Here is a 23,820-nt window from a genome sequence, read left to right on the forward strand (position 1 = left end):
GGTGCACTGGGGACTGTCCCCAATGCACTTTTCCCAATGCACTTTTTTAAAAAAGTTGTTGTATCTGAGTAGTAATAATAATATAATGGCATAATGATAATAATAAACATAAATAAAGAATAATGAAGGAAGAGTATATAAATGCAATATATGAAAAACTTACCCCCATGGTCTAATAAAATATATAAAATTGTTTTGTCAGTATTAATTATTATTTTGATAGGTTATTTATCTATGAATGCCAAGATAAATGAAGATAACCATTCAGGAGAAGCAGAAGCAATACCATCTTCTGAAAAATATTATGAGAAAGATAACGAAAACAATGACAATGATGAAAGAAATAACGATATAGTTTGGGATGATGATGAAACTATATTTGAAAATAAAGATATTGTAAATATATTACTCATTGGACAAGATAAAAGATCAGGTGAAACTAGAGCAAGATCGGATTCTATGATTGTTGCATCTATCAATAAAAATAGTAAAACCATTAAATTAATATCTCTAATGAGAGATATGTATGTTCAAATTCCAGGATATAGTGATAACAAATTAAATACTGCATATGCATTAGGTGGAAAAGATTTGCTAAATGAAACTATAGAAAAGAACTTTTCAATCAGTATTGATGGAAATGTGGAAGTGGACTTTGAAGGTTTTACAAAAGTTGTTGATAAAATTGGTGGAGTTAAAATTGAATTAAATGAATCAGAAACATACTATTTAAATAAAACTAATAATTTAAACCTATCATCAGGTGAAAACCATCTAACAGGAGATGTAGCTCTACAATATTCTAGAATTAGATATATAGGAAATGACGATTATGAAAGAACACAGCGACAAAGAAATGTGCTGGTAGCAGCGTTTAACAAATTAAAAGATTTGAATTTAAAGATTTTGATAGGTTTAGCAGATGAAATTATTCCGTTAATATCAACTGATTTATCAACTACAGAAATTATAGCACTTATTACAAAAGCTATCCTTTGGGATGTGTCTAAAATTGAAACATATCGTATACCAGCCGATGGCGAATTCACAGTAACTTCAATTAATGGTATGTCAGTATTAGTACCTAAATTATCAGAAAATAGATTATTATTAAAAGAATACATGGGATATTAAAAAAATGCACTGAATACTTTTTTAGTGCATTTTTTAGAGGGGATAATTATGCTAACAATATGAATAACATTCGACAATGTTATTCATATAGAGTTAGGAACTTAATATAATGTATATAGGAGTAACTTAATCTTATATTTTTAAGGAGGAAAAGTGAAAAAGCTACCTATAATATTGATAATAGCATTAATACTAACATCCTTGAGTGGTTGTGGAAGAAATTTTGCAATAGAGCCAGCGAAATCAACATCTGAACCAACTGAGCCAATTATATTAAAATTAGCATTTAACCAAAACGAAGAACATCCTCAATACATAGCTATGAAAGCTTTTGGTGAGTCTCTATATGAAAAAACAAATGGAAAATATGCATTAGTAATTTTCCCAAACGAACAATTAGGAAGTCAAGAAGAATCAATTGAAATGGTTCAATCAGGAACAATTGCTATGGCATTGGTTGTTGGTAGTTTATTGGAGAGCTTAAATCCTGATTATTCTATATTCGATCTTCCTTACATATTTAAAAGTGCGGAGCATCAAAGAGATATAGTAAATGATCCTGAAATAGTTGGAGAACTATACGAGTCCACAGCTGATAAAGGAATTATTACTCTTGCAGCTTTTCATGCTGGTATAAGAAATGTGTACACAGATGTAGGTCCCATTAGAAGACCTAGAGATTTAAATAATCTTAAACTTCGTGTAATACCATCCGATACAAATTTAAGAGGTATGAGACTAATGGGTGGCACTGGTGTTGGTATGAGTCAAGGAGAAGTATATTCTGCAATCCAAGAAGGCTTAATAGATGGTGCAGAAAATAATGAATTGATTTATTCAAGTTTAAATCATGTAGAAGTTGCACCGTATTATTCATATACTAAACATTTAATGCTTCCTGATTACTTGATTATAAATTCTGATTTGTGGAATGAGTTACCTGAAGATGTTAAACAAATTTTTAGAGAAGAATTAGAAATAGCTGTTGATTATGAATATGATATATTTGCTGATGCTGTAGAAGCTGCTAAACAAGCTGCTGTTGAAGCAGGCGCAGAATTCAATGAAGTTGATATAGAAACTTTCCAAAGACAAATAACACCACTTACTGAAATTAAAATAACAACAGATGTAACGAAGGATATATATAATAGAATTAGAGCATGGAGAGGAAACTAATTCAAATCAAACCTTACTTTGAATTAGTTAAATTACGTATACTATATATATGTAATAATATGTAGAAACATAAAAATCTTACTAGAATATAAATTCAATTTCTGATTGCATATAACATACATAGCGTGTTATAATATATAAGCATAATTTACAACGACAAAAAATAACAATTATTTATTAATACGTGGGGGACATAAAAGTGAAATCCAAAAAAGAAAAAAGAACAAAAGAACCTATAACTATAGATTATGAAAATAAAAAACTATCTACAATTTATTTTTTGCCACTATTATTATTAGTAGGATTTGTACCATTAATAGTCTACGCTAAACTTATAGACCTCTCAGGTACAACTCAAGCTTTATATTGGACAGGCCAACAGCAGTATTTAGATTTCTTCAGTTATTGGAAATCACGTTGGGTAATAGTCCTAACAGCAATAGCCCTTTTAACTTATATTATACTATATAAACAAAAGAAATTACCCTTCAAAAATTTGAAGCAATATTACATTCCACTAGGAATTTACGCACTATTTGTTATTGTTTCAACTATATTTGCAATAGATACTCAAACAGCTCTATGGGGCTTTGTAGATATGTATCAAGGTATGTTTGTATTACTCAGTTACGTGACCATCACATTCCTAACTATTAACTTTGTAAATAATGAAAGGGATGTGAATTTGTTTGTCAAAGCATTTTTATTCCTTATGATAGCAGAAGGAATATTAGGTATATCTCAATACTTTGGGTTTGACATCTTACAGACAGGATTTGGCAATAAACTTATATTGCCAGGTTATTTAGTAGTTGAAGATTTGTCATTCTCATTTGGACCAAAGACAATATATGGTACGCTGTTCAATACAAACTTTGTAGGTAGCTTTGCTACACTAATGTTGCCGCTATCAATATCTTTTTTACTAGGCTCAAAGACCGAAAAACAAAGAATAATATCTGGACTAGCTGTAGTACTGATGATATTCACATGGATTGGTTGTAATTCCAGAGCAGGATATCTAGGAGTTGCAGTATCAGCTGTATTTGCACTATGGTTGTTTAGAAAAGTAATTTTTAAAAATTGGAAAGTTTCAGTTGGTTTAGTTGGAGTAATCATTGTACTTTTAATAGGATTAAATAGCTTTTCAGGTGGAGCGTTGGTTAATAGATTGAAGACGTTTAATGTTGCGGAACAAATAGAAAATATAAAGGCTCAAAATGAGAAAGCTTTAAAATTTGAAGATATTACTTTAGGTAAAGATTCATTTTCTATAAAAACAAACTTAGAAACGTTGAATTTTAAATTAGATAATGATAAATTGTATTTTTTAGATGAAAGTAACAATGAATTAGAAATATCACAAAAAAGAAATGAAATAAAAATTAATGACAATAGGTACAGATACTATAAAATCACAATTCCTGAAAATTACCCTGGTGTTACAGTTGCAATAAACTGGCATACAATAAATTTCTATATTTCAGAAGATGGAGTCAAAGTATTAGGTAGTGGAGGAAGATTAACAGAACCGGTTATAGCAGAAGAATTTGAACCATTAGATGGTTTGGAAGGATTTATGTCTGGAAGAGGATATATTTGGAGTCGTACAATTCCAATGTTTTCACGTTACTTTGTAAAGGGATCTGGCTCAGATAACTATCCAATGGCTTTTCCTCAAGATGATTTTGTTGCAAAATTAAATACAAGTTATAACACTAATGCTAATTTAGTTGTAGATAAACCACATAATATGTATCTGCAAATAGCAATAAATACTGGTGTAGTTTCGCTAATTGCATTACTAGCAGTATGGATACTATATATTATTAATAGCTTAAAATTGTATAGCAAAGTTACTTTTGATTCATTAGAGAAATTTATAGGAGCATCATGTTTCGTTAGTGTAATAGGATACTTAATAGCAGGTATATTCAATGACCATATTGTATCAGTATCTCCTTTGTTTTGGATAATATTAGGAATTGGAATAAGTATAAATATGAGATTGCATAAGAAAATAGTTCAAAATGAAAATTAATTTTTAGTAAGGATATAACATGTCAAGAATATATAAAGGTTTATATAATATATTAAATAAATATCGTAAATTAATACTAGTGCTTATAGATACGTGTATAGCTATATTTTCATATTTGATGCCCTATGTTGTAAGTGGTATACATCCAGTTAAAATAGAATTCTTTAAGGAACAATTTCTTATTTTTACAGTGATTTATATTGGAACATTTTTAGTTATGGGTGTTTACAAAAACATGTGGCGTTATGCTGGCATTGAAGATATATATCATTGCTTAAAAGCATCAGTTGTAGGTAATGTACTGTTTATTATAGTAACACTACTATTTAAAATACCAGTTAGATATTATGTATATCCTGTTGTATTTCCTGTGTCAAGTTTTTGTACTATGGCAATTAGAATAGTTTATAGAGCTATACTAATAATCGGAGATAAAAACACTAAAAAACTCAGTCATTATACTAATATTATGATAGTCGGTGCAGGACAGGCAACAGTAGCCATATTAAATGAAATAAGTAGAAATAATCCTAACAATTATTTAGTGAAGTGTATAGTAGATGATGATAATAGCAAGGTAGGTAGAACTATTAATTCAATACCAGTTATATCAACTACAGATAAAATACCTCATATGGTTAAAAAATATGATATAGAAGAAATCATACTTTCGATACCATCTTTAGATAAAGATAGTAAAAAACGAATATTAGATATATGTGCAGATACTAAGTGTAAACTCAAAATTTTACCTGAGGTATATAGTTTACTAACAAATGATAATAACTTCATGGATAAAATTAGAGATGTTCAAGTAGATGACCTCCTTGGCAGGGACCCAATATCTCTTGACTGTACATTGACTAAAGAGTATATTCAAGGTAAAACAGTACTTGTAACAGGTGGTGGAGGCTCTATTGGTTCTGAATTGTGCAGACAAATATCTTCATATTATCCAAAATCACTAATCATACTAGATATATATGAGAACAATGCTTATGATATACAACAAGAATTAATACGAACTTATGGCGATGAATTGAATATGGAAGTAGAAATAGCTTCCGTAAGAGATAAAAATAAATTAGATAAAATCTTCGCATCAGAAAATATAGATATAGTATTTCATGCAGCGGCACATAAACATGTTCCTCTAATGGAAAAAAATCCAGAAGAAGCAATTAAAAACAATGTCATTGGAACATACAATGTGGTACAATCAGCACATGAATATAAAGTAGATAAATTCGTTCTTATTTCAACTGACAAAGCTGTTAATCCAACAAATGTTATGGGAGCAACAAAAAGAATAGCAGAAATGATTATACAGTCGTACAACAAACATAGCGAAACAGATTTTGTAGCAGTTAGATTCGGCAATGTTTTAGGTAGCAATGGCTCAGTAATTCCATTATTCAAGGAGCAAATAAAAGAAGGTGGACCTGTTACAGTAACTCATGAAAAAATAACAAGATATTTCATGACTATACCTGAAGCAGTTCAATTAGTCCTTAGAGCTTCATCAATGGCTAACGGTGGAGAAATATTTGTACTAGATATGGGAGACCCAGTTAAAATAAAAGACTTAGCATATAATTTAATCAAACTTTCTGGTTTAGAGCCAGAAGTAGATATTGAGATAGAATATACAGGTCTCAGACCTGGAGAAAAACTTTACGAAGAATTATTAATAAGCCAAGATAAAAATCAAATTAAAACAAATTTGGATAAAATATTCATAGAAAGACCTACAGAATTCGATGAAAATGAACTATTTGAACTAATAAAACAACTAGAACAAGCAGCACACAACGCAGACATCGAATCAATACTAACACTAATAGAAAAACTAGTACCAACATACAAAAGAACAACAAACGTACAGCACGAATGCCTGTAACTGTAACACAAACGTACGGAACGCATTCCATGCGTACCGCCCCCACGAATAACATGGAACTGAAACAACAACGTAGGGGACGCATTGCATGCGTACCGTTCCCACGACGCACATAAATGAATTGAACGCAAACGTAGGGGACGCATTGTATGCGTACCGTAACCACAACGACTGACCCAAACTAAAACGTACGGAACGCATTCCATGCGTCCCGCAAGAAAGGACCGACACCAAAATGCCAAAAAAAATATACCTATCATCCCCACATATGTCCGACGAAGGCTACGAAATGCAATACATCCAACAAGCCTTCGACACAAATTGGATAGCACCACTAGGTGCCAACGTAGACGGTTTCGAAAACGAACTATCACAAAAAATAGGCTCAAAACACGCAGCTGCATTGTCATCTGGTACAGCGGCAATCCATATGGCCCTAAAAGCAATAGGCGTTGAAAAAGGTGACATAGTATTTTGTCCGACACTTACTTTTTCAGCAACAGCCAATCCAATTATTTATCAGGATGCTACACCAGTTTTTATAGATAGTAATTATGAAACATGGAATATGGACCCTGAGTTATTAGAAGCTGCTTTTGAAAAATATCCTAACGTTAAAGCTATTTTAGTAGTTCATCTTTACGGCCTTTCAGCTGACATGGATAAAATAGTTGAAATTTGTAAAAAACATAATGTACCACTTATCGAAGATGCAGCAGAAAGTCTAGGTACAACATATAAAGGTAAACATACAGGAACTTTTGGTGACTATGGTATATTTTCATTTAATGGTAATAAAATTATAACTACTTCAGGTGGAGGAATGTTAGTTTCAGATAATGAAGAAAGAATAGCTAAGGTGAGATTTTGGTCTACACAGTCTAGAGACAAAGCTAGACATTATCAACATAGCGAAATTGGTTATAACTATAGAATGAGTAATATTGTAGCTGGAATTGGTAGAGGACAGCTTAAAGTATTAGATCAGAGAGTTGCGAAGAAAAAATATATATTTGACTTTTATGAGAGAGAATTAGGAAATCTTGAAGGTGTAGAATTCATGCCTATTAATGAATGGAATAAACCAAATTGCTGGCTAAGTTGTATGACCGTTACTGGTAGAGTTAAACCACTTGGCATAATGGAAGCTCTTGAGAATGAAAACATTGAATCAAGACCAATTTGGAAACCAATGCATTTGCAGCCATTCTTTGCGGAGTATGATTTCATTGGAGAAGGTATATCTGAAAGGATATTTGAAAATGGTGTATGTTTACCATCTGATACGAAGATGACTGATGAAGAAATTGAGAGGATATGTAAAATAATAAAATTATTATGGAAATAGAATGGATGATGTTATTTTGAGAAATGTAAATTTATTTATAAAAAGGTTGATAGACTTCTTTGGAAGTTTAATTGGCGCAATTATCATATTACCAATCCTTATAATAATTGCATTATTTATTAAGTTAACATCTAAGGGTCCTGTTTTTTTTAAACAAGAACGCTTAGGGAAAAATGGTAAAAAATTTAAGATACTTAAGTTTAGAACAATGGTTGTGAATGCTGAGAAGATTGGTGATGGATTATTCGTTAAGACCGAGCAGGACAATCGAATCACTAAAATTGGGAAAATATTAAGAGCAACTAGTTTAGACGAGCTTCCTCAACTCTGGAATGTAATAGTTGGTGATATGAGCTTGGTAGGACCGAGACCACCAGTACCACACCACCCATATAAGTATGATGATTACACAGAGCTCCAGAGAAAGCGATTTGAGATGAAGCCTGGTATGACAGGATTAACACAAGTAACGGTAAGAAATTCTGTTACATGGGAAGAAAGGATTCCTGTTGATGTTAAGTATGTAGAAACATTTAACGTTTGGGTTGATATTAAAATACTTATTAAGACAATACAGAAAATATTTGTTAGAGAGGATATATATACACATCCTGAACAAAAAGATTCAAAGTCTACTTACATGAGTTGAGGTTAAAATATGGAAATCATGATAAGAAAATTTCAAGAAGAAGATATTCCTTATAAAGTTAAATGGATTAATGATGAAGAAAATAATAAGTTTCTTCATTATGACTTACCACTTAGAAAAGATAAAACATTATTATGGTTTAATTCTATTAAAGATAGAAAAGACAGGGCCGATTATACGATTATTTTAAATGATGAGCCAGCAGGACTTATTGGTCTTCTTAATATAGATAATAAGAACAGAAAAGCCGAATATTATATCACGCTTGGCACTGCAAAATACAAAGGTAAAGGGGTTGCAACTATAGCATCTGATCTGTTGATTAAGGAAAGTTTTAATATTTATAAGCTTAATAAAATTTACCTTTACACAGAAGTAGAAAATTTGCATGCTCAAAAGCTATTTGAAAGAATAGGTTTCATTAAAGAAGGGCTACTAAAAGAAGATCTTATTCAAGAAGGAAGAAAAATTGATAGATTCCTTTATGTATTATTTATTGAAGAATATCTCAATAAGGTGAATTAGAATGATGAAAAATAGCTTTTATGCTACACCAATCCAAAAATTAGTTAAAAAATTGAATGAAAATACTGTGTTCATTAAAAGGGATGATCTTCTTCCGTTTTCATTTGGTGGAAATAAAGTGAGAAAGGCTTTACTGTTCTTTAAAGAGCTAGAAAGTCAAGCTTGTGATTGTGTAGTTACTTATGGAAGCAGTAGTTCGAACCATTGCAGAATTATTGCAAATTTAGCAGCATCTCAAAAATTACGATGTGTTATTATATCTCCGTTGGAAACAAGTAAGAAGACATATAATAGTACAATGATGGATTTGTTTTGTGCTGAAATCATCAATTGTCAAATTTCTGAAGTAAAAGATACCATTGAGCAAAAACTAGCGGAATTAGAATACGAAGGCTATAAACCGTATTTTATTCAAGGCGGTGGACACGGTAATCTAGGTACGAAAGCATACATAAGTGCATATGAAGAAATTAGAAATTATGAATTGGAGAAAAATATTCATTTTGACTATATATTTCATACATCTGGAACAGGAACAACTCAAGCAGGACTTGTATGTGGTCAGTTAATTAATAAAGATCAAAGACAAATTGTCGGGATTAGCAATGCTAGAAAGAATCCTTATGGTGGTGAAGTTGTACTAGATAGTGTGAATAGCTATATGGAAAGTATCGGTTTAGATAATGTTAGCCCAGATACGATTAATTTTATAGACGATTACGTGCTTGATGGGTACGGCGCTTACAATAATGAAATTATTGAAACAATAAAAGAAGCATTAATTCAAGAAGGAATTCCCTTAGATACAACATATACAGGTAAAGGATTTTGGGGGATGAAAGAATACATTAAGAGAAATCAAATTACAGGAAAAAACATCTTGTTCATTCACACAGGTGGCTCTCCGCTGTTTTTTGATGATTTGGGGGTATTAAAGAATGACTAATTCAATGAACATATTGATTTTAAGTTGTGGTACAAGAAATAAAATTGTGCAATATTTTAAGAAAGAATTAAATGGTAGAGGTCAGGTTATAGCAACTGATTGTAGTGAACTTGCTCCTGCACTATATGATGCAGACAAACATTTTATCGTTCCAAGAATGGATGATGAAGGATATCTGAATATTATTTTATCTATATGCAAAGAAAATAGTATTAAAGCAGTGTTATCTCTTATTGATCCTGAACTTAGCTTGTTGGCAGAAAACAAAGAAAAGTTTTATGAAATTGGAACAATTCCTATCATATCAGACTATGACATTGTTGAAATGTGCTTTGATAAATATAGGTTTTATGAATTCGTAGCTAGAAATGGATTTAAGACTATTAGAAGTTATGTAAATAAGATAGATTTCTACAGAGATGTGGAAGCAGGAGTAATTAATTATCCTGTTTTTGTTAAGCCTGTAAGAGGTAGCGCAAGCATTAATATCAGCAAAGTAGCAACTGAAGAAGAAATCGACATTCTTTTCGATAAATATGATAACTTGATGATTCAGGAGTTTATGGATGGCATAGAGTACGGTGCTGACGTTTATATCGATATTATTTCAGAAGAGCCAGTTGCAATTTTTATAAAAGAGAAGATAAAGATGAGAGCTGGAGAGACTGATAAGTCAGTGTCTATAAAGGAAAAAAAACTATTTGAATTGATAAAGAAATTTGTTAAGAAAGCTAGATTTAGAGGAATTATTGATATAGATATTTTTAAAGTTAATGGTGAATACTATATTTCAGAAGTTAATCCACGATTTGGTGGAGGGTATCCACATGCATATGAGTGTGGTGTAAATGTACTTAGAATGATCATTAATAACCTTGATGGAATAATAAATCAAGATGTGGTAGGTCATTACAAACAAGATGTTTATATGATGAAGTTTAATGAAGTAAAGATATTAAGAAAGTAGTGGAGTTGAGAACGCATTATGAAAAAAAAAATTTGGATAATGAATCATTATGCCACAAATATGTATTTCAATGAAGGCGGAAGGCACTATTGGTTTGCTGAGAATTTGATTAAACGGGGGTATGGGCCAACTCTATTTTGCGCAAATACAAGACATAACAGTAAAAATGTTATCGAATTAGATAAAAGAAAATATATTGTAAAAAATATTTGTAAAATCCCATTTGTTTTTGTAAAAACTTCAATGTATACAGGAAATGGCAAAAGCAGATTATGGAATATTATAGAATTCTTTATTAATTTATCTCCAGTAGCTAAAGAATATGCAAAACTATATGGTGAACCTGACATTATTATTGCTTCTTCTGTTCACCCACTAACTCTAGTTGCAGGGATACAAATTGCCAAAAAATATAACATTCCTTGTATTTGTGAGGTAAGAGATTTATGGCCATTATCTTTAGTTGAGATGGGTAGAATTAAAAATGAACAAATAGTAACTAAAATTTTATATAAGTTGGAGCATTGGATTTATAAAAAAGCAGATAGTGTAATTTTCACAATGGAAGGTGGAAAAGATTACATATTAGATAAAGGCTGGAATAATGAAATTGATTTATCAAAAATATATAATATTAATAATGGTGTTGATTTTGATAAATTTAAAGAACGACAAAAATATAAAACTATAGAAGATACTGACTTAGATGATGATTCTACGTTTAAAGTAATTTACACTGGATCAATTAGAGCATTTAATAATATTAATTATTTAGTGGATGTTGCAAGACTCATTAATAAAGAAGAAAGTTATAAAAATATAAAATTTATTATATATGGTGATGGAGATGATAGGAAAAATTTAGAGGAAATTTGTAAAAAAGAAAATTTAAATAATATTGTATTCAAAGGATCTATAAGCAAGGAATATATTCCTTATATATTAGGCAAATCTAATCTTAATATGTTGATATACAGGAAAGATTTAGAAGTGTTTAAATATGGTGGAAGCCAGAATAAGTTATTTGAGTATTTTGCCTCAGGAAAGCCTATTATTTCTAATATTAAAATTAACTATGATTTGATTGAAAAATACAATTGTGGTGAAACGATATACGATGGAGATGCCATAAAAATAAAAAACTGCATATTAAAGTTTTATAACATGTCAAAACAAGAATATGATTTTTACTGTAATAATTCTATTAAAGCAGCTCGAGATTATGATTTTAAAGCTTTAACAAATAAGTTGGAAAAAGTAATAGAAAATACAATGGAAGGTAGAAAAAGATGGAGATAGGTGTTATAGGTACAGGTTATGTTGGATTAGTTCAAGGTGTTATTCTATCGGAGTTTGGCATGAATGTAACTTGTATGGATGTATCAGAAGATAAGATTAATAAATTGAATTGTGGTGAGATTCCAATATATGAACCTGGGCTAAAAGAAATGTTATCTAAAAACTTTCAAGCTAAAAGAATAAACTTTACTACAAATATAAAAAGTGTTGTAGAAAAAAGTGAAATTATTTTTATTGCTGTTGGGACCCCTTCAAATGAAGATGGAAGCACTGATTTAAATTATGTAAGAGATGTAGCAAGAGATATCTCTAAATATATTAATGGATATAAAGTAATAGTTATAAAGTCAACTGTACCTGTTGGTACAAGTAATTTAATAAAAGAACTAATAAGTGATGAATTAAAAAAGAGAGATTTTAATATTGACTTTGATATAGTTTCTAATCCAGAATTTTTAAGAGAAGGAAAAGCTTTGAAAGATTGTATGAATCCTGACAGGATAATTATAGGTAGCGAATCAGAAAAAGCTAAGACCATAATGAAAAATGTTTATGATGTTTTTAATATAAATCAAACACCGTTTGTGTTTACAAATTTAGAAACAGCAGAAATGATTAAATATGCTTCAAACTCTTTTTTAGCTGTAAAAATATCGTTTATTAATGAATTGGCTTTACTTTCAGAAAAGGTTGGAGCTGATATACAAGTGATAGCTAGGGCTATGGGGATGGATGGAAGAATTTCATCTAAATTTTTACATGCTGGACCTGGTTATGGAGGAAGTTGCTTTCCTAAGGATACTAAGGCGATTGTAGATGTGGGTAATAAAAATAAAGAAGAAATGTTTGTTATAAACGCTGCAATAAAAGCTAATGAAAAACAAAAACAAAAAATGGTGCAAAAAATTGCTTTGAATATAAATGAAAATGGAAACTTAAAAAATAAAATAATTGGAATTTTGGGTTTGTCATTTAAGCCTGAAACTGATGATATGAGAGATGCACCATCAATAGATATTATCGAAGGACTTGTAAGAGCAGGAGCTAAAATACAAGCATTCTGTCCTGAAGGTATGAAAGAAGCGAAGTGGAGACTTGAACATGTTAATAAATCTGTAAAGTATATGAATGATGAATATGAAGTAGCAAAAGATGCTGATGCTATTGTAATTATAACAGAATGGGCACAGTTTAGAGCAATGGATTTAAAAAAGATACGTGAAAATATGAAGGATAGTTATTTTTTTGACTTGCGAAATGTATATAGTAAAAAAAGAGAAATAATGATGACAGATTTTAAATATTTTGGAACAGGAATTTAGGTGGAGGTATTAATTATGAGCATACCATTAATGGATATAAAGAGACAATATGAAAACATTGAAATTGAAGTGAATGATGCTGTATTCGATGTTTTAAAGTCAGGTAGATATATAATGGGAGAAAATGTAAAAAAATTCGAAAAAGAATATGCAGATTATATAGGGGTTAAATATGCGATTTCTGTTGCTAATGGTACTGATGCATTAACAATTGCTTTAAAAGCTATAGGTATAAAAGAGGGTGATGAAGTAATTACCTGCGCAATGAGTTTTTTTTCTACAGCAGAGGCTATATCAACTGTAGGGGCAATTCCTGTATTTGTGGATTGTACTAAAGATACTTACTTAATTGATGTAAATAAAATTGAAGAGAAAATCACTAAAAAAACAAAAGTTATTATACCGATTCACTTATATGGTCAATGTGCAGATATGGATGAGATAAATAAATTAGCCCAAAAATATAATCTTAAAGTTATTGAGGATGCCGCACAGGCTTCAGGAGCTGAGTATAAAAATAAAAAGGCAGGGTCACTTGGAAATATTGGGTGTTTTTCCTTTTTCCCGACTAAGAATTTAGGATGTGCTGGAGATGGAGGAATAATAACCACTAATGATGAGAGTTATGCTAAGATGTGTAGGGCGTATAGAGTTCATGGTAGTGGATTGGATGGAAAATATACTTATGATGTTATAAATGGTATAGACGAATCAGATAATGTTGATTTTAACGGTAATTTACCTAAATATTATAACTATGTAATTGGAGGTAATTCTAGGCTAGACGAAATTCAAGCAGCCATCTTAAGAGTTAAATTAAGATATTTAGATAGCTGGAATGAGATAAGGATTCAAAATGCAATATTCTATAATAACAGTATAATAGATGAATTTAATATTCCATTTAAAGAAGATTATAATAAACATATATATTACGTGTATATTATAAAAGCTGAAAATCGAAATGATCTTAGAAAATATTTAGAGGAAAATGGTATTACTACCGGAGTATATTTTCCAGTACCATTACATTTACAAAATGTATATAAATACTTAGGATATAGCAGAGGAGATATGCCTAATGCTGAAGACTTAGCTGAAAAATCATTAGCTATACCTATGTTCCCAGAATTAACAAAAGAAGAAAAGGAATATGTTGTAGATAAAATTAATAGCTATATAAAAAAATAATTATTTTTAAGGAGAACTATTATGAAATATGCAATAATAGGTTGTGGAAGAATAGCTACCAATCATATAAAAGCAGTAATAAATAATAAGTTAGAATTTGTTGCAGCTTGTGATATAAAAGATATGCAAATTGAAAAACTTTTATCTAAACATGATTTAGATAAGGATACTAGTATAAAAAGATATACAGATTATAAAAAAATGATAGAAGAAAATGAAATAGATTTGGTAGGCATTGCTACAGAAAGTGGAATACATGCAGAAATAGCATTATATTGTATAGATCATGGCATTAATGTTATTATAGAAAAACCAATGGCTATGGGTATCAAAGATGCAGATAAAATAATAAAACATTCGAATGAAAAAGGTGTTAAAGTTTCTGCCTGTCACCAAAATAGATTTAATTTAGCTATACAAGAATTAAGAAAAGCTGTCGAATTAGGTAGATTTGGAAAGCTATCTAATGGTTCTATTCATGTACGTTGGAATCGTAATAAAGATTATTATACTCAAGCTCCATGGCGTGGTACTTGGTCACAGGATGGTGGAGCATTAATGAATCAATGTATTCATGGAATTGATTTACTTAGGTGGATGATGGGTGATGACATTGACGAAGTATATGGTGCAACACGTCAGCAATTTCATCAATATTTAGAAGCAGAAGATGTTGGAATGGCAATAGTTAAATTTAAAAATGGAGCAATTGCTACGATTGAAGGAACTACTAATGTATATCCTCAGAATCTAGAAGAGACTTTATATTTGTTTGGGGAAAAAGGCACAGTAAAAATTGGCGGAAAATCTGCAAATAATATTGATGTATGGGATTTTGTAGATGAGACAGAGGAAGATAATTTAAAAAAAGGTTTGGAAGAAGAAACAAATAACGTATATGGAAATGGTCATACAAACTTATATGCTGATATGATAGATGCTATAAATAATGATAGAACACCTTATGTAGATGCATATGCTGGTAAAAAAGCATTGGAAGTTGTTTTGGCAATTTATAAAAGTCAAAAATATGGTGTACCTGTGAAATTGCCGTTAGATGATTTCAATTCTACTGATATGATTGGAGAATTTTAGGAGGAATTATGATTAATGACAATGCACATGAGATAGTTTCAGCTTCTTATATAGGTAGACCTGAAAGTAATACTGTAATGTACTTAGCAAAAAAAGTAGAGTATTTATTGAAGAATTTATATGAAGTAGATCATTGTTTGATTTTTTGTGAAGAAACTATTTCTATTCCATATGATTTATCAAAAAAGCATACTTTTATAAAAACGACTAATCCTCAATTTGAATATTCAAAGTATGTAAATGAATTAGCACTTAATATTGAGAAAAAGAAAAAGCAAAGGAAGTATGTTTTGACTGAAGGTGGGTATTATATTGGTGAAAATGTATCTATAGGAAAAAACGCACTAATTGAACCACTATGCTTTATAGATCATGATGTTGTTATAGGGGATAATGCAAAAATATTTTCTGGTGCTAAAATTAAGAATTCAATAATAGGAAATAATTTTATTGCAAATGAAAATTCAGTAATTGGAACATATGGTTATACAATGGCAAGTGATGAGAGTGGTAATAATTTAAGAATTCCTACAATAGGAAAAGTTGTTATAGGCAATTATGTAGAAGTTGGTATGCTTGCAAATATATCTGTTGGATCTGCTGGAAATACAGTTATTAATGACTATGTGAAAATAGATTCTTTTGTTCATATAGCTCATGATGTTAATTTACATAAAAATGTTAGAATTACATCTGGCACAATAATCGGTGGATTTGATATTATTAAGTCTAATGTATTTATAGGCATAAATTCGACACTGCGTAACAGAATAGTGGTTGGGGAAAACTCATTTATTGGTATGGGTAGTGTAGTAACTAAAGATGTACCTGCAAACACTACTATAATGGGAAACCCAGCTAAAAATAATCATGAAAAAACTAAAGCTTAGTTGGATTGGAAAAAAATATGAATTTAAATAAGATATATAACGGAAAAAAAATTTGTCATATGACTAGTGGTCATAAGCGGTACGATGTTCGAATATTTAAAAAAGAGTGTACATCATTGGCTGATTTTGGCCTTGATATAACTTTATTAGTAAATGATAATAAGCCTGATGAAGTTATTAATAATGTTAAAATTATATCTACAAAATATGTACCGAAAAATAGATTTAGTAGGATGATATTTTCTAATAGAAATTTTTATAAAATGGCTGTAGATATTGATGCAGATATATATCATTTTCACGATCCAGAGTTATTACCTGTAGGAAATAAATTAAAGAAGATTGGTAAAAAGGTTATATTTGATGCACATGAAAATTATATAATGCAAATTAAGGAAAAGTATTATATTCCTAAATTATTTAGGAGTGTTATTTCATGTGTTTATGGCAAATATGAGTCATTTTCTGTTAAAAGATTTGATTCAGTGATATTCCCTTGTACATTAAATAACATGAATCCTTTTGAAAAAAAAGCTAAAAAAACTGTTTTCATAGATAATGTTCCTGTTTTGAGTGAACTTTATAATAAGTACAAAGAAAACGAGTCAAAACAAGAAAGGTTAATATGTTATGTAGGAGGCTTGACATACCAAAGAGGAATTACCCATCTTATAAAAGCAGCGTATAAAGCTAGGACTAAATTAATATTAGGAGGTATTTTATCTCCATTAGATTACAGTAATGAAATTAAGAAAATGAAGGAGTTTTCATGCGTTGATTATAAAGGCTATGTTAAACATGACAAAGTTGTCGATATATATAAACAAAGTTCTATAGGCATATGTACAATTTTAAATGTAGGACAATATAATAAAGGCGATAACTTTCCAACAAAAGTATATGAATATATGTCAATGGGTTTACCTGTTATAATATCTGATTATCCATATGTAAGGAAAGTATTTAAACAATATAAGTTTGGTATAGCAGTGCATCCAGAAAATGTTGACGAAATAGCGGATGCTATAATATATCTGTTAAATAATCCAGAGATTGCTTTAAAAATGGGACAAGAAGGTAGGCGAGCTGTAAAGGAAAGATTTAATTGGAACATAGAAGAAAAAAAACTGTTAGAATTGTATGAAAAGTTAATTGAGTAGGATGGATTAATGTTAAATAAAAATTTTTATAAAATAAAAAAAGAATATTTTTATTTATTTTTGGGTTTATTAATTTATAAATTTATATTAGATTTTGTATATGTAAATTTTATTAATAAAGTATATGTATATAGTAATTTTACAATAGATTTTAATAATTTAAAATACATGTATAGTTTTATATTGTTTTTTTTAATTTATATAATGTTACCTAAAAACAATAAAAAGGTATCATCAATTATAATATTATTACACTTTATGTTAATGATATTACCTATGTTTACAATATATGCAATGAAAAATGAATCCACTATTTTTTTAAATATGGTTTGTTTTTGCTTTGCAATAGAATGTTTTTTTGTTCGAAAACTTCCATTAATTAAAGTATATAAAACTAAGCAATCAAAATATATCTTTTATGCAATAGTAGCAGTATTATCAGTATATGTATATAGTTCAATGATTGTAGCAAATGGAATTCCTAGTTTAGATGCATTAAATTTAACAAATGTTTATAATATTAGAAAAAATGTTAACTATCCTTTTTTAATGAATTATTTAGTGACATGGCAAGCTAAGGTAATTAACCCAATGATGATTGCTGTTTCATATAAATATAATAATAGGAAAACATTAATTTTATTTATTGGATTACAATTTATATTATATTTAATTACTGCTCATAAATCATACCTATTTATACCAATAGCAATTATTATTATAATGTATTTATTTAATAAAAAAAATATTATGAGTATAATAAGTTTTGCAGGTGTAACTGGATGTTTAGTTTCTTATTTGTTGTATGAATTGACCTCATCTTTAACAATAGCTTCTTTATTTATTAGGAGATTAATGTTTGTTCCAGCACAATTAAAATATTTTTATTTTGATTTCATTAGCAAAAATGAATACCTACTTTTTTCGAGTGGTATTATTGGAAAAATAATTAATACTAAGTATCCATATAATATGAGATTTGTAAATTTAATAAGTTATGTATATTATAATGATCCTATCACAGCTGCAAATACAGGATACCTGGGAACAGGGTACGCAAACCTAGGATTTAGTGGTATAATTATATATACGGCATTAATTACAGTTATATTAATTATAATTGATTCAATAGGAAAAAAACTTGATAATTCAATGGTTGTAGGGATTTTATTATTTTCGATGCTTTCATTAAATGATAGTGATTTATTAACAACATTATTAACTGGAGGACTATTGTTGTTAATTGTACTGCTATATTTATATGCTGGTATTGATAAGCAAGTAATTTCAAAAAATAAATCTTAGTTACATTAATATTACTATCATATATTAAACGAGGAAAAAATGAAGAAAAAAATTATTTTTGATTTACTATTAAATATAGTAGCGACAGCTATACCAATTGCTATTATACAATTATTAATATATCCTATTATTGCTAAAGAATTAGGAAATACTGATTATGGTTTAATGATAACTCTGGTTAGTTTATTTAATCTAGTTAGTCATCCATATGGAAATGTGCTAAATAACATTAGGTTATTACAAAATAATGATTATGAAAAAAATAATTTTGAAGGTGATTTTAATATTTTACTAATTGTTGGGTTGTTTTTCAATTCAATTATTATGATAATTGGTACTATATATTATGAAGGTGGTTTTTCTTTTGTAAGTATATTATTAAGTATAGCTATATCAGCCTTGATTTTGATTCGGGAATATATGATTGTTACATTTCGAATAAGTTTAAATTACAAAGCAATATTATTGAATAATATTTTTTTAGTATTTGGTTATTTAGTTGGATTTTTGTTATTTATTATTTTTGGATATTGGCAATTAATATATTTAAGTGGTTATTTTGTAAGTTTATTATTTATTTTAAAAAATTCTGATATGTTAAAGGAAAAGTATAAAATTACTCCTTTATTTAATAGTACATCGCATAAAAGTATGATATTGTTTTTTTCTACATTCTTAAAATCTGCAATTGTATATGCTGATAAATTAATAATATATCCATTACTTGGTCCTGTTGCAGTATCAACTTATTACTCAGCTACAATATTAGGTAAAATAATATCAATGGGTATAGCACCTATAAGTAGTGTTTTTTTAAGTTATTTACCGAATATTAAAAAAATAAGTTTGTATAATTTTATAAGGTTACTTTTCATTACAGGTGTAATCGGGGTAGTTGGGTACTACTTATGTATACTTGTCAGCAAACCTATGTTGTTCTTGCTATATCCAGAATGGGCTATTGAATCATTAGATTTGATAAAAATCACCACTGCAAGTGCCATTTTGGGGGTAATGTGTTCTGTAATTAACCCAGTAATCCTTAGGTTTAACAATGTTAATTGGCAATTGGTAATAAGTATGGTAGAAGTTATGTTTTATGTTGTATTTACTATTTTCTTTTATAGAATATTCGGGTTGAAAGGGTTTTGCTTAGGAATTTTAATTACAAAGATTTTTAAATTATTATTAATGATTACTGTATATATATCATATTTAAGAAGGAATAAGCTACAATCTTAATTCCATTAATTTGAAAACTATAAATGTATAATTAAAACACTTGGAGGGACATTTCAATGAAAAAACATCATATTTACTTAATGATAATTAATGCTATAATTTTGAGTCTAATTTATGCTACTCCTAGTGATGCATTGGAAAACGACATAATAAATAAAGAAATTAGAATAAGTATTAATGGAACTTTGATAGATACAGCTATAAGTAAACCATATATGAATAATGAAACTAATGAATTAATGATTCCTATCAGAAAAGTATTAGAGTCATTGGAATTTGATGTTATATGGTTAGATGAAAGCAGAGAAGTTTATCTTGAATTAGGAAATGATAAAATTAAGATAAAAATAGATGAAAACACATATCAATTTCAAAATGATATAACTGCCATGAATGATAATTTTGAAATTATTGAAGGCAGAAGTTTCGCAACTAGTAATTTTTTTGAAAAAGTATTGAATGTAAATATAGATTATCATAAAAACAATGGATTTGTAATTATAAGTGAAAAGGAGCCTTACTATCTTGAAAAAAATGAGATTGATAAAGTAGATAGAAAATTATGGGACGATACTATAAAAACTTACTTATCTAGTGAATTATGGACTGATAGAGATGCTTATGATGCAGGACATTATCTTATGATTCCTTTACACACAGCATTTAAATATAATGAGGAAGAGTGGAAAAATCAATTTTCCGAACATTTTCATAAATTTGTAGAAGAGTACAAAAGTGATACTAATAATATTGTAAAAGGCAGAATTGATAGATTACAGTATATGTATTTAGCTAGTCAATTTGTTGTGTTGTGTGAAAATACTAATAATTCATATTTAATACCAGATGGATTAGTAGATATATTGAATAATGAAATATATGATATATGGATAAATGAACCTGCATGGCAATGGGGAAGGGATCCTTTTGAAGGTGGAATGAAGGAAAGGTTAAATTGGAAGTTAAATAATAAGTACTTTGATAAAAGTTATTATAAGGCAATTATTGACGAAGAGTTTTTTACATTGGCAATAGCTGCAGATTTATATACTAGCGAAAATTTAGTAAGGGGTACTGACAATAGTAGCAAATTCAAAAGTGAAATAATGAATTATGTTCAAATAATATTTGAACAAGAAGGAATATTTAGGGAAGATGGTACATGGTTATTTCAACCTGGCGTTCGGTCACAACACAATGATTATATTTATGCTGGAAATATTAAAAAGTCGAATAATATTAAACCAAGTCCAATAGAAAATATAGCTTCTGATACATCTCATAGTCATAGGTTTCCATTGTGGATAAATAGTTTTATAAATGCATACGAATCTAATGGTGATAGTGAAAAAGTAGCTTTATTTTTGAAGGTTCGAAATGGGCTAGAAAAACAATTTTATGAAAATGTAATTGTAAAACCAACCGAAGAATTTAATGGTTATAGAACCAACAACTTTATGGATGGAAATAATGGTATATATAGATGGAATTATCCAACACAAGGTCAAGGAAATGGATATGGACCATATGAATTATCTGGTACATTAACTCTTGGATGGTGGAGTTTGTTAAAATCTGAAAGGATAAATCAAGTCTATTATGAGATGGCAAGTAAATTTCCCCTAACAGAAAATGTAATTAATGTTTATGTTGGTCCAAATACGACAAGAGATAGACACGATTTAGTAACAATGCCTAATAGTTTTTATAATGGTGTTACAGAGCTGATTTGCAGGCTAGCTAGTAAGATATATTAATATAATTAAGTAATAAATGAACTGGAAACAATTAAACCCTGTAGTATAATTTTATATAACATTATACTACAGGGTTTTTACTTTAATATAAAAAGTCTTTTATTGTCTCTAAAAATATGTTTCAGTTGGATATCAGTAAATTGGAACATGTTTTAGATCATTTCTTTAATCTTGTTGTATTATTATTTAACTGAATATAATTATATATCTATATTGACATTTACAACATTTGCAGGTATTCCACTATATTAATCATTATCAATTATATCTTTAAATAAATCAGAATCAAAAAAGTCTTCATCTCTATTTTCAAACCAAAACAAATGTAGTATATGGTTTTAATTGTTGGATTTTTGCTTTTGCCATATACGACGTCATTTAAAGTTGATTGTGTGATACCAGACATCGTTGCAAGTTTATTAAGCGTAATATTATTATCTTGAAGAAGTTGTAATATTCTTAGTGAAATTGCCTTTTTAATAGATTTTAGATAATGCTATAATTACTAATGATATGTCGTTATATTAGATTCTATAAAATATTATCATAGAGTTTATAAGATGTATTATTGCATAATATCTAGTTTGGATGAGAAATACTAGATTGTTGTGAGGCTCAAGTGCACAGTTGCTTGAACATTTAATGTGAATCAGGTATGGCTCTGTCATTAAGTTAAAAGTTAAAATTATATCTTGATTACAAGAACTTGTAAAATATTGTAAAAAATTTAAGGAATTTTTTCCATAAAATAATGAAGTATGTTATAATTGTAGTAATATAGAAATATGTTTTAACTTTTATTATTTGAATTATTAAAATGTTAAGAAATTATTTACTAATAAAAAGGAGATTATTAAATGGAAAATGAATCTAATAATTGTGGGATTTATATTCAAGGTGGCTCTAAAATCACTGTAGAAGATAATGAGATACAAGGTTATAATTGTGGTATACATGCAGAAAATACAATTGATTTAAAAGTTTCTGGTAATGTAATTCAAAGATTGACTACTACTGAATTTAATGATTTGAAATCTCAAATAGTAAGTGAAATAGAAAGCACGTTGGATGAAATTAGAAATGGAAATAATAATAAAAGAACTAAACATTTATTTAATTTTATTACTTCATTTAGTTCTGCCTGTTTAATAGAAAGCTTAAAGGCGTATGGTATTTTACCTAATTAACATTAATATATTCAAGAATAACAGTCCTGTCATTTTTATTAATGTCAGGGTATATCATTGGTGCCTGTCACCTGAGCTAATGAGTTGTTTGATTGCTTATGCTAAGATTGACAAGAGTCTACCGGTGTACAGTAAGGGGACTTATGAAAAATTTTACTACTTTTAAAAACCAGAACTCATCGCTGAATAGTGATGAGTTCTTTATCGATTGTTGTTTTTATTATAAATCATTTCAGATATTTTTCCTTTAATGATGTTTTGTTCATACTTATCTAAAGTTCTAAACTCTTTTAGTAACTCAGATTCACTAACTGTTAGTTGAACATTATCATTTTTTATTTCATAAGTTGTTTTAGAAACTGATTTTCCTAATAGATAATCAGTTGATACATTAAAATATTCAGATAACATGTAAACTATTTCTATAGAAGGTATTCTATCTCCAGTTTCCCATCGGCTAATAGTTTGCTTTGTTACATGAAAAATTGAACCTAATTGTTTTAAAGTTAGATTTTTTTCAAGTCGCAATTCTTTTAATCTAGTACAAAATATTTTTTTAGGAAACATAAAAATACCTCTTGACAGTTACCACAACGGAGACTATAATAAATATATAGTTACCATTGTGACGACATAATATGAGAAAGGGCTTATATAAAAAGCAAAAACAAATAAACACATAC

Annotated in this window: 21 protein-coding genes; 19 read left to right on the forward strand and 2 right to left on the reverse strand. The window is 28.8% G+C overall.

Features of this window, described 5'->3' with window-relative positions:
* Positions 1-141: 141 nt before the first annotated feature.
* The 18 genes from U8307_RS10885 to U8307_RS10970 all read left to right on the forward strand — a co-directional run bounded on the left by U8307_RS10885 (position 142) and on the right by U8307_RS10970 (position 21,950).
* Positions 142-1,134, forward strand: a complete 993-nt coding sequence (locus tag U8307_RS10885; protein WP_326907807.1) for an LCP family protein — start codon at positions 142-144, stop codon at positions 1,132-1,134.
* A gap of 153 nt (positions 1,135-1,287) precedes the next feature.
* Positions 1,288-2,313: a TRAP transporter substrate-binding protein gene (locus U8307_RS10890; RefSeq protein WP_326907809.1), complete on the forward strand. Its 1,026-nt coding sequence runs from the start codon at positions 1,288-1,290 to the stop codon at positions 2,311-2,313.
* Between the two features lie 199 nt (positions 2,314-2,512).
* Entirely contained in the window at positions 2,513-4,354 is a 1,842-nt protein-coding gene (locus U8307_RS10895; protein ID WP_326907810.1) for an O-antigen ligase family protein, read from the forward strand.
* A 19-nt stretch (positions 4,355-4,373) separates the two neighbouring features.
* Positions 4,374-6,254 carry a polysaccharide biosynthesis protein gene (locus U8307_RS10900; protein ID WP_326907811.1) on the forward strand — a complete coding sequence of 627 codons (1,881 nt, stop codon included), beginning with the start codon at positions 4,374-4,376 and terminating at the stop codon, positions 6,252-6,254.
* 235 nt (positions 6,255-6,489) lie between these two features.
* A complete protein-coding gene (locus U8307_RS10905) occupies positions 6,490-7,602 on the forward strand; it encodes a DegT/DnrJ/EryC1/StrS family aminotransferase (protein ID WP_326907812.1) in 1,113 nt (370 codons plus the stop codon).
* 1 nt (position 7,603) lies between these two features.
* On the forward strand, positions 7,604-8,251 hold the full coding sequence (locus tag U8307_RS10910; RefSeq protein WP_326907813.1) for a sugar transferase: 648 nt from the start codon (positions 7,604-7,606) through the stop codon (positions 8,249-8,251).
* 9 nt (positions 8,252-8,260) lie between these two features.
* Positions 8,261-8,776: a GNAT family N-acetyltransferase gene (locus tag U8307_RS10915; RefSeq protein WP_326907815.1), complete on the forward strand. Its 516-nt coding sequence runs from the start codon at positions 8,261-8,263 to the stop codon at positions 8,774-8,776.
* 1 nt (position 8,777) lies between these two features.
* Entirely contained in the window at positions 8,778-9,722 is a 945-nt protein-coding gene (locus tag U8307_RS10920; protein WP_326907817.1) for a 1-aminocyclopropane-1-carboxylate deaminase/D-cysteine desulfhydrase, read from the forward strand.
* A complete protein-coding gene (locus tag U8307_RS10925) occupies positions 9,715-10,689 on the forward strand; it encodes an ATP-grasp domain-containing protein (RefSeq protein ID WP_326907819.1) in 975 nt (324 codons plus the stop codon). The genes U8307_RS10920 and U8307_RS10925 overlap by 8 nt, the downstream gene beginning before the upstream one ends.
* An 18-nt stretch (positions 10,690-10,707) precedes the next feature.
* On the forward strand, positions 10,708-11,988 hold the full coding sequence (locus tag U8307_RS10930) for a glycosyltransferase family 4 protein (protein ID WP_326907821.1): 1,281 nt from the start codon (positions 10,708-10,710) through the stop codon (positions 11,986-11,988).
* The gene (locus U8307_RS10935) at positions 11,979-13,310 is read left to right on the forward strand and encodes a UDP-glucose dehydrogenase family protein (RefSeq protein WP_326907823.1); all 1,332 of its coding nucleotides are present in this window, start codon (positions 11,979-11,981) and stop codon (positions 13,308-13,310) included. Before U8307_RS10930 ends, U8307_RS10935 begins: the two co-directional genes overlap by 10 nt.
* Positions 13,311-13,325: 15 nt before the next feature.
* Positions 13,326-14,501: a DegT/DnrJ/EryC1/StrS family aminotransferase gene (locus tag U8307_RS10940; RefSeq protein ID WP_326907825.1), complete on the forward strand. Its 1,176-nt coding sequence runs from the start codon at positions 13,326-13,328 to the stop codon at positions 14,499-14,501.
* 21 nt (positions 14,502-14,522) lie between these two features.
* Entirely contained in the window at positions 14,523-15,596 is a 1,074-nt protein-coding gene (locus U8307_RS10945; protein WP_326907827.1) for a Gfo/Idh/MocA family protein, read from the forward strand.
* Between the two features lie 8 nt (positions 15,597-15,604).
* Positions 15,605-16,486 carry a hypothetical protein gene (locus U8307_RS10950; protein WP_326907829.1) on the forward strand — a complete coding sequence of 294 codons (882 nt, stop codon included), beginning with the start codon at positions 15,605-15,607 and terminating at the stop codon, positions 16,484-16,486.
* Between the two features lie 17 nt (positions 16,487-16,503).
* Entirely contained in the window at positions 16,504-17,646 is a 1,143-nt protein-coding gene (locus tag U8307_RS10955) for a glycosyltransferase family 4 protein (RefSeq protein WP_326907831.1), read from the forward strand.
* Positions 17,647-17,655: 9 nt separating this feature from the next.
* Positions 17,656-18,951 (forward strand): hypothetical protein, encoded by a 1,296-nt coding sequence (locus tag U8307_RS10960; RefSeq protein ID WP_326907833.1) that lies wholly within the window; start codon positions 17,656-17,658, stop codon positions 18,949-18,951.
* A 39-nt stretch (positions 18,952-18,990) separates the two neighbouring features.
* Positions 18,991-20,193: a hypothetical protein gene (locus U8307_RS10965; RefSeq protein ID WP_326907834.1), complete on the forward strand. Its 1,203-nt coding sequence runs from the start codon at positions 18,991-18,993 to the stop codon at positions 20,191-20,193.
* A 56-nt stretch (positions 20,194-20,249) separates the two neighbouring features.
* Positions 20,250-21,950, forward strand: coding sequence for a copper amine oxidase N-terminal domain-containing protein (locus U8307_RS10970; protein WP_326907835.1), 1,701 nt, complete (start codon positions 20,250-20,252; stop codon positions 21,948-21,950).
* A 262-nt stretch (positions 21,951-22,212) separates the two neighbouring features.
* Here U8307_RS10970 and U8307_RS10975 read toward each other — a convergent pair whose 3' ends face one another.
* Positions 22,213-22,356, reverse strand: coding sequence for an XRE family transcriptional regulator (locus tag U8307_RS10975; protein ID WP_326907837.1), 144 nt, complete (start codon positions 22,354-22,356; stop codon positions 22,213-22,215).
* 451 nt (positions 22,357-22,807) lie between these two features.
* Between U8307_RS10975 and U8307_RS10980 the strand changes: the two genes are divergently transcribed.
* Positions 22,808-23,137 carry a hypothetical protein gene (locus U8307_RS10980; protein ID WP_326907839.1) on the forward strand — a complete coding sequence of 110 codons (330 nt, stop codon included), beginning with the start codon at positions 22,808-22,810 and terminating at the stop codon, positions 23,135-23,137.
* A 201-nt stretch (positions 23,138-23,338) separates the two neighbouring features.
* Here U8307_RS10980 and U8307_RS10985 read toward each other — a convergent pair whose 3' ends face one another.
* Positions 23,339-23,704 carry a helix-turn-helix domain-containing protein gene (locus tag U8307_RS10985; protein ID WP_326907840.1) on the reverse strand — a complete coding sequence of 122 codons (366 nt, stop codon included), beginning with the start codon at positions 23,702-23,704 and terminating at the stop codon, positions 23,339-23,341.
* Positions 23,705-23,820: the final 116 nt, after the last annotated feature.

Origin of the sequence: Sedimentibacter sp. MB31-C6, assembly GCF_035934735.1 — a bacterium.
Lineage (GTDB): Bacteria > Bacillota > Clostridia > Tissierellales > Sedimentibacteraceae > Sedimentibacter.